Raw genomic sequence first — 7,525 nt, forward strand, 5'->3', positions numbered from 1 at the left:
TAGACATAAAATTCAAAGAGTTTAATCACAACGCAAACGTTTGCGTATTCCTTGGCTTTATGCTACAATAATTCTCATCACTGTAAGTAAGAGGATCAACTATGAAAAATCAAACCCTAATGCAATATTTTGAGTGGTATCTCCCCCACGATGGAAATCACTGGACACGCCTAGCTGACGATGCTGAACATCTAGCCAACTTAGGCATTAGTCACATTTGGATGCCACCTGCTTTTAAAGCAACAAATGAAAAGGATGTTGGTTATGGCGTCTATGACCTATTTGACCTTGGAGAATTTAATCAGAAAGGTACTATACGTACCAAGTATGGCTTTAAAGAAGACTATCTTCACGCCATCCAAACTTTAAAATCTCATGGGATTCAACCAATGGCTGATATCGTCTTAAATCATAAGGCAGCCGCTGACCATTTAGAATCTTTCCAAGTGATAGAAGTGGATCCTGAAGATCGAACTGTGGAACTAGGAGAACCTTTTACCATCAATGGCTGGACTGGTTTTACCTTTGACGGACGACAAAACACCTACAATGACTTCCACTGGCACTGGTACCACTTTACTGGAACTGACTATGATGCCAAACGCCGTAAATCTGGGATCTATCTGATACAGGGAGACAACAAAGGCTGGGCTCATGAAGAATTAGTCGACAATGAGAATGGCAATTACGACTATCTCATGTATGCAGACCTAGATTTCAAGCATCCAGAAGTGATAAAAAATATCTACGATTGGGCAGATTGGTTTATGGAAACAACTGGTGTAACTGGTTTCCGTTTGGATGCCGTTAAACACATTGACTCTTTCTTTATGCGCAATTTCATTCGCGATATCAAAGAAAAATATGGCCAAGATTTCTATGTCTTTGGAGAATTCTGGAATCCAGACAAGGAAGCAAATCTGGACTACCTTGAAAAAATTGAAGAACGCTTTGATCTTGTCGATGTTCGCCTTCACCAAAATTTCTTTGAAGCAAGCAAGGCTGGAGAAAACTATGATTTGACAACCATCTTTGAGGATAGTCTAGTACAACTCAATCCAGACCGAGCTGTAACCTTTGTCGATAACCATGATACTCAACGTGGCCAAGCACTTGAATCCACTGTTGAAGAATGGTTTAAACCAGCAGCCTACGCCCTCATTCTTTTGCGTGAGCAGGGGCTCCCATGTGTCTTTTATGGAGACTACTATGGTATTTCTGGTCAATATGCTCAGCAAGATTTCAAAGATGTTCTTGACCGTTTGCTAGCTATCCGAAAAGAGTTGGCTTATGGAGAGCAAACCGACTACTTTGATGACCCTAATTGTATCGGTTGGGTCCGTTCAGGAGCTGACAATCAATCACCACTTGCCATCGTGATTTCTAATGCCAAAGCAAACTCTAAAACCATGTTCGTCGGTCAAGAATGGGCTGACCAAACCTTTGTTGATTTGCTTGGTAACCATCCTGACCAAGTAACCATCAATGCTGAAGGTTATGGAGATTTTCCAGTTACAGAACGCTCTCTTAGCGTCTGGGGACTGGCTAACTAAGTTCTTATAGAAAAATGCCCACAAGCCAGATTTTCTTTCTAGCCTGTAGGCATTTTTTTATTATCAATATTTAAAATTAGTCTTTCCAAAGATCCATAGCATTTTGAAAATCTGCAGAAACTTGAACATTTTGAGGATTAGTCGCTTCTCTCTCCTGACGCTTCGCCTCTACCTGGACTACACTCTTAATGCCTTCATGACGCCAGTTTCGTAGGATAGCTTGAATATACTTCCAATTTGGTTTTCCATTCAAAACGGCCTCACGTAGAGCCTCTTTGATCAGGTCCGCACTGGTTCCGTCTTCTTTCAAACTCTTTTCTAAATCTTCGATCTCAAAAGGACTCAAGAGACGCCCTAGTTCTTGTTGGAAGGTTTCCACCAAGTCTTTCAAATCATTTTTAGCGGGTGCCACTTGGCTTGGTTCTTGTTTTTCAAAAATCTGGTCCAAACGTTCTAAAGCAAGGGTCGCATCAAAAATAACTTCTATTTCTCCATTGAGTTCAATCGTACGATATTGGAGTAAGCCTTTTTCTGTCAGGCGTGAAATCGCTTGATTGACTTCAAAAACTTGCTTGCCAATTTTCTCAGCAATCTGGCTTGGGGACAATTCCCCTAAAGCTGTTGTATTTTGTAGGTAAAAGAATTGCCAAACTAAGAAATCATCGCTTGATGAGAAAAGTTGATTGTAGTTTAAGAGCAGATCACTTGGTAGCACCAAGTTCCCTGATTTGAAAGCATCTAAATATGTCATAATTCCTCTTATAAATATCCAAAATGAGACACATCTTCTTCTGCACTCTTCCACTCAAAAGGCGTTTCTTGGTAAACTGCATAATTTACCCAGTTACTGAAAAAGAGAGCTGCTGAGGAACTCCAACGCATACAAGGAAGTTCATGGATGTCATCATTCTTGAAATAATTTTCTGGTATATGGGGATCTAAACCAGCATCTAGATCTCTAAAATATTCCTTGGCTAGCGTATCACGATCATACTCCAAATGCCCAAAGCTATAAACTTCTCTTAAATCTCGGCTTGCAAGGATAGAGATTCCCACTTCTTTTCCAGATGCTAAGATCTCTAAATTTGTTTTATTTACAATGTCTTCTTTGAAAATTTCTGTGTGACGAGAATGGGGAGACACATACAAATCATCAAAACCTCTCAGCAAAAGATGACCTTCTTTTAAAACATCCTGAGGATAAATTCCCGAAAGTTTTTGAGCCATCTGGTGTTTATCTACGCCGTAACGATAGTAGAGGCCAGCCTGTGCTCCCCAGCAAATATGCAGGGTTGAAAAGACATGAGTCTTTGACCAATCGATGACCTGAGTAAATTCCTCCCAATAGTCCACTTCTTCAAAAGGGAGATGCTCAACTGGTGCTCCTGTGATAATCAAGCCATCAAAATACTGGTCTTGAACTTCCGAGAAGGTCTTATAAAAAGTCTCCATATGTTCAGAACGAGTTGTTTTCGACTGATGACTTTCCATATATAAGAAATCAATATCTAACTGCAAAGGAGTATTAGCTAAATGTCGTAAAAGCTGAGTCTCTGTAACCATCTTCTGTGGCATCAAGTTTAAAATCAGAATTTTCAGTGGTCGAATATCCTGATGAGCCGCCCGCTGGTCATCCATGACGAAAATATTTTCCGTTCGTAAAATCTCAACTGCTGGTAATTTTTTATCTATTCGAATCGGCATGGAAATCTCCTTACTGTATCAAGTTTAGGCTCAAGTGAACATACAGTCATCAAATGAAAAAATCAGCTGACGAAAGTCCTTCCCTTTATTATACTGTAAGAAGATATAGTTTTCAATTATAGTTTTTCTCTAACTAGATATAGCCTTTTTTTATATCAGATGAAGAGAAAACAGCCCTAGGGACTGTTTTTCATTAATAATGCATAAGCACCTTGTAGTCGTAATCTCCGATAGCTTCACGACCTTTAAGCTCATCAAGTTCGATCAAGAAGGCACAACCTGCTACGACTCCACCCAATTTTTCAATCATTTCGATTGTAGCCTTAACAGTACCACCTGTTGCCAAGAGGTCATCTACGATCAGAACACGTTGTCCTGGTTTGATAGCATCTGCGTGCATAGTTAAAGTATCAACACCATATTCTTTTTCATAGTCAGCTGAAATCACTTCGCGTGGCAATTTTCCTGGTTTACGCACAGGTGCAAAACCAATTCCCAACTCAAAAGCAACTGGACATCCAACGATAAATCCACGCGCTTCTGGTCCTACAATCATATCAATCTTTTTGTCAGTAGCATATTGAACAATTTCACGAACAGCGTAGCTGTAGGCATTGCCGTTAGCCATCAAAGGGCTGATATCACGGAATGTAATTCCTTCTTGTGGATAATTTTCAATACTTGCAATGTAATCTTTTAAGTTCATAGCATTTCTTTCTTTTTAATTTTTTACTCCCTATTATACCATAAATCTTAGAAAAGAGAAATAGAAAGAAACCCTGGAAACTGAGTCCAAGGCTTCTAATCAAATCTGTAACTATTGCTCGTTTAATGAAATCTTTCCTTCTTTTTGCTTTTAGATTTTTGATTGAGTTGACGATTTTGTTCGATACGCCACTCTCGCTCAAAGTAGGACATGGCTTCAAAGACTCTTCGCGGTAAAGCGACATCCAGCAAGTAGATTGGGATTTTCAAAACATTTGATTGCTTTGTAGTCGAAAATCTACTTCGTAGACGATTCCATAAAGAGTTGGGTTTTATAAAATCCTTGTCATAAAAATGAACTTCAATAGTATAAAAATCCCTCGAACTTCTTCCACCCTTGATTCTCATAAGAGAAAACGTTTCTACCTGCCCCCAGGAATAAAACTGCCAATCTTTTTTAGGATGTGGCCTATAGAAAAAACCTTGAGACGTACATTTCAAATACTCTTTATCTGAAAAAAGAAGTCGCAAACGTTCATACAAAATCCATCCAACAATGATGATTAAGAATAAAACAAAGAGTCTTAATGCCACCAATCCCACAGGTGCCTCCTTGGGATAGGTCATCATAAAAGATAGGATCCAAAGAAGAAAAGCTAACTCAACTAAGCAGAGAAGAATAGTCCAGATGATTTTCTTACTGCTCCATTTGATGATTTTCTCTTCCATTAAGCCAACTCACTTAAATATTCATAGCGTTCATATTTTTCAAGTAAGGATTCATTCTTTTCATCCAGCTCTTTTTGAAGAGTAGCTAGCTTCCCAAAGTCAGAACCGTTGGCCTGCATTTCCTCTTCAATGACAGAGATACGATTTTCCAAGGTTTCAATTTCACTTTCAATACTTGCCCACTCTTGCTTTTCTTGGTAGGTCATGCGTTTCTTTTCTTCACGGACTTTGACGACCTTTTCCTTCTCAGCCTTTTGAACTTGACTTGTTACTTCTGCTTCGAAGGCTTTTTCATCTAGGTAGTCGGTATAATGGCCAAAGAAAGGACGAATGCTACCATTCTCAAAAGCAAGAATCTTAGTCGCCACCTTATCAAGGAAATAACGGTCGTGACTAACGGTCAAGACTGGACCTGCAAAACCTTGTAAGAAATTTTCTAGAACAGTTAAGGTCGCAATGTCTAGGTCATTAGTCGGCTCATCCAAGAGGAGAACATTGGGTTTTTCCAATAGTAACTTGAGGAGGTAGAGACGTTTCTTCTCTCCACCTGATAGCTTCTCAATCAAAGTACCGTGTGTTGAACGCGGGAAGAGAAATTGTTCTAGTAACTCAGCGATTGAAGTCGTAGAGCCACCACTGGTCTTAACCTCTTCTGCCACTTCCTGCAAATAATTGATAACCCGCTTGCTTTCATCCAAGCCTTCGATTTGTTGAGAGAAATAGGCGATGCGAACAGTTTCACCGATAATAACCTCTCCTTCAGTCGGTTTCAAACTTCCTGCAATGAGGTTAAGAAGGGTTGACTTCCCAACACCATTGTCACCAACGATTCCGATACGGTCTTTGGCTTGAACCAAAAGGTTAAAATCTTGCAGAATCTGTTTGTCGTCATAGGCAAAGGAAACATCCTTAAACTCAATGATCTTTTTACCGATACGGCTAGTTTCAAAATTCATGCTAAAGTCTGTTTCAACACTAGTATCAGAAACCTCCTTTTTCAAGTCATGGAATCGATTGATACGTGCTTGTTGCTTGGTTGCACGAGCCTGTGGTTGTCTGCGCATCCAGGACAATTCCTGCTTATAAAGTTGCTCTTTTTTGTGAAGAAGAGCTGCATCGCGCTCATCCTGTTCAGCCTTGAGGCGAACATAGTCCTGATAATTACCCTGATATTCTGTCAAACCAGCTCGGTCTAACTCGAAAATTCGCGTCGAAAGCGCATCTAGGAAGTAACGGTCGTGGGTGATAAAGAGGACGGTCTTCTTGGAATTTTTCAAAAAGAGGGTCAGCCACTCAATGGTGGCAATATCCAAGTGGTTGGTTGGTTCATCCAAAAGCAAAAGATTGTGATTTCCTAGCAGAACTTGGGCCAACTGAACCCGTCTTCGCAATCCACCCGAAAGAGCTCCAACTGGAGTTGATAAATCCTGAATTCCCAACTTGCTGAGAACGGTCTTGACCTGACTCTCAATTTCCCAAGCTTGGAGAGAATCCATCTCCGCCATAACCCGTTCCAAACTGGCTTGCTTATCCTCACTGTAGTTGAACATGATCAATTCATACTCACGGATCAACTGGATTTCTTTCAAATCGCTCGATAGAACAGTATCCAAGACAGTCTTGCTATCATCAAAATCGGGATTTTGGGTCAAATAGCCAATCTTGTAATCACTCTTTGCTGAAAAAGGGCTAATATCGCCATCAAAACCTGAAACACCTGAAAGCACATCTAGAAGGGTCGTTTTCCCAGTTCCATTTACCCCAATAAGACCGATACGATCTAAGTCGTGGATGATAAAAGAAATATCCTTAAAAACGGTCTTGTCACCAACTGATTTGCTTAGTTTTTCAACGATAAAATCACTCATTTTTTCTCCCTCAAGTAGGCATGAATAGCTTCCAAGTTATTTTCCAAATCTCCATCCACAATAGCATACTCAATCTCTGCTAAAATTTCTCCCATTTCTGGTCCTGGCTGATAGCCGTATTCCTTGATGAGAATCCCACCATTGATTTGAATTTCTTTTTTATCATGGATGGTTAAGCTGTTGTAAGTCTCTTCGATAGCCTGTGGATTGACTTCTTTTCCTTGAGCCTGACGAAGATTTTCGGCCTGTAAAAGCAAATCTAGATCAAAACGGTAACAATCATGCTTGCTTAGTTCCCCTTCTTCACGAAGTTTCAAGATCGTAAGTAAATCTTGAACTTGCTTAGCGAATTGACGCGAAGTTTTCCAATGTTTCAAAAATTGTTGAGCATCCTCCACTTCTAAAACCCATAAAAGTGCAGCCCAGGCTTGTTCAGAAGATTCAAAGGTAAAATCAGCATCTAAGTCAAATAAAGATTGGAGGTTCTCCTGACTACCAGCCATATCCGGAAGATAATCATAAGCTTTACTTACAATCATAGAAGACAGACCTACTCGCCAATGAGGAGCTAGTAGAAGTTTATCAAATTCAACAAAAGTACGTTCCACAGAAATTTTCTCTAAGAGTGGTGTCAGATCTTTCATAGCTTCAAAGGTTTCTTGCTCAAGCTCAAAGCCAAGACTGGCCTGAAAGCGGAAACCACGCATAATCCGCAAAGCATCTTCGTTGAAACGCTCACTAGCTACACCAACTGCTCGTAAAACTTGATTTTCTAGATCTCTCAAACCATCGAACAAATCAATAATTTTTCCCATCTCATCCAAGGCAAAGGCATTGACTGTGAAATCACGGCGTTTGAGGTCCTCTTCTAACGAACGAACAAAAGAAACTGAACTTGGTCTACGGTAGTCTACATAGACATCCTCAGTTCTAAAAGTGGTTACTTCGTACTCTTCATCTCCGTCT

7 protein-coding genes are annotated in these 7,525 nt (G+C 40.1%); 1 reads left to right on the forward strand and 6 read right to left on the reverse strand.

Annotation, left to right across the window (positions count from 1 at the left end; all coding sequences use genetic code 11):
- The first annotated feature begins 101 nt into the window (after positions 1 to 101).
- Positions 102 to 1,553, forward strand: coding sequence for an alpha-amylase (locus ADH90_RS09300; protein ID WP_049531015.1), 1,452 nt, complete (start codon positions 102 to 104; stop codon positions 1,551 to 1,553).
- A 76-nt stretch (positions 1,554 to 1,629) separates the two neighbouring features.
- On the opposite strand, the gene ADH90_RS09305 is transcribed toward ADH90_RS09300, so the two are convergent.
- The 6 genes from ADH90_RS09305 to ADH90_RS09330 all read right to left on the reverse strand — a co-directional run.
- Positions 1,630 to 2,304, reverse strand: a complete 675-nt coding sequence (locus tag ADH90_RS09305; RefSeq protein ID WP_049531016.1) for a DnaD domain-containing protein — start codon at positions 2,302 to 2,304, stop codon at positions 1,630 to 1,632.
- 8 nt (positions 2,305 to 2,312) lie between these two features.
- Positions 2,313 to 3,257: a homoserine O-acetyltransferase MetA gene (gene metA, locus ADH90_RS09310; protein ID WP_049527566.1), complete on the reverse strand. Its 945-nt coding sequence runs from the start codon at positions 3,255 to 3,257 to the stop codon at positions 2,313 to 2,315.
- Between the two features lie 193 nt (positions 3,258 to 3,450).
- Positions 3,451 to 3,963 (reverse strand): adenine phosphoribosyltransferase, encoded by a 513-nt coding sequence (locus tag ADH90_RS09315; RefSeq protein ID WP_001049312.1) that lies wholly within the window; start codon positions 3,961 to 3,963, stop codon positions 3,451 to 3,453.
- 122 nt (positions 3,964 to 4,085) lie between these two features.
- Complete coding sequence (locus tag ADH90_RS09320) at positions 4,086 to 4,691, reverse strand: hypothetical protein (RefSeq protein ID WP_049531017.1); 606 nt, start codon at positions 4,689 to 4,691, stop codon at positions 4,086 to 4,088.
- Complete coding sequence (locus tag ADH90_RS09325) at positions 4,691 to 6,559, reverse strand: ABC-F family ATP-binding cassette domain-containing protein (RefSeq protein ID WP_049531018.1); 1,869 nt, start codon at positions 6,557 to 6,559, stop codon at positions 4,691 to 4,693. The genes ADH90_RS09320 and ADH90_RS09325 overlap by 1 nt, the downstream gene beginning before the upstream one ends.
- The coding region (locus tag ADH90_RS09330; RefSeq protein ID WP_049531019.1) for a CCA tRNA nucleotidyltransferase at positions 6,556 to 7,525 on the reverse strand (970 nt) is incomplete at its 5' end. The genes ADH90_RS09330 and ADH90_RS09325, both read right to left, overlap by 4 nt.

This window comes from Streptococcus pseudopneumoniae (genome assembly GCF_001073085.1).
GTDB classification, from domain to species: domain Bacteria; phylum Bacillota; class Bacilli; order Lactobacillales; family Streptococcaceae; genus Streptococcus; species Streptococcus pseudopneumoniae_M.

Excerpts from the sequence above, each read along its gene's own strand:
- ADH90_RS09300 (WP_049531015.1), top strand. The coding sequence starts at position 102 with ATGAAAAATCAAACCCTAATGCAATATTTTGAGTGGTATCTCCCCCAC.
- ADH90_RS09305 (WP_049531016.1), bottom strand. The coding sequence starts at position 2,304 with ATGACATATTTAGATGCTTTCAAATCAGGGAACTTGGTGCTACCAAGT.
- metA (WP_049527566.1), bottom strand. The coding sequence starts at position 3,257 with ATGCCGATTCGAATAGATAAAAAATTACCAGCAGTTGAGATTTTACGA.
- ADH90_RS09315 (WP_001049312.1), bottom strand. The coding sequence starts at position 3,963 with ATGAACTTAAAAGATTACATTGCAAGTATTGAAAATTATCCACAAGAA.
- ADH90_RS09320 (WP_049531017.1), bottom strand. The coding sequence starts at position 4,691 with ATGGAAGAGAAAATCATCAAATGGAGCAGTAAGAAAATCATCTGGACT.
- ADH90_RS09325 (WP_049531018.1), bottom strand. The coding sequence starts at position 6,559 with ATGAGTGATTTTATCGTTGAAAAACTAAGCAAATCAGTTGGTGACAAG.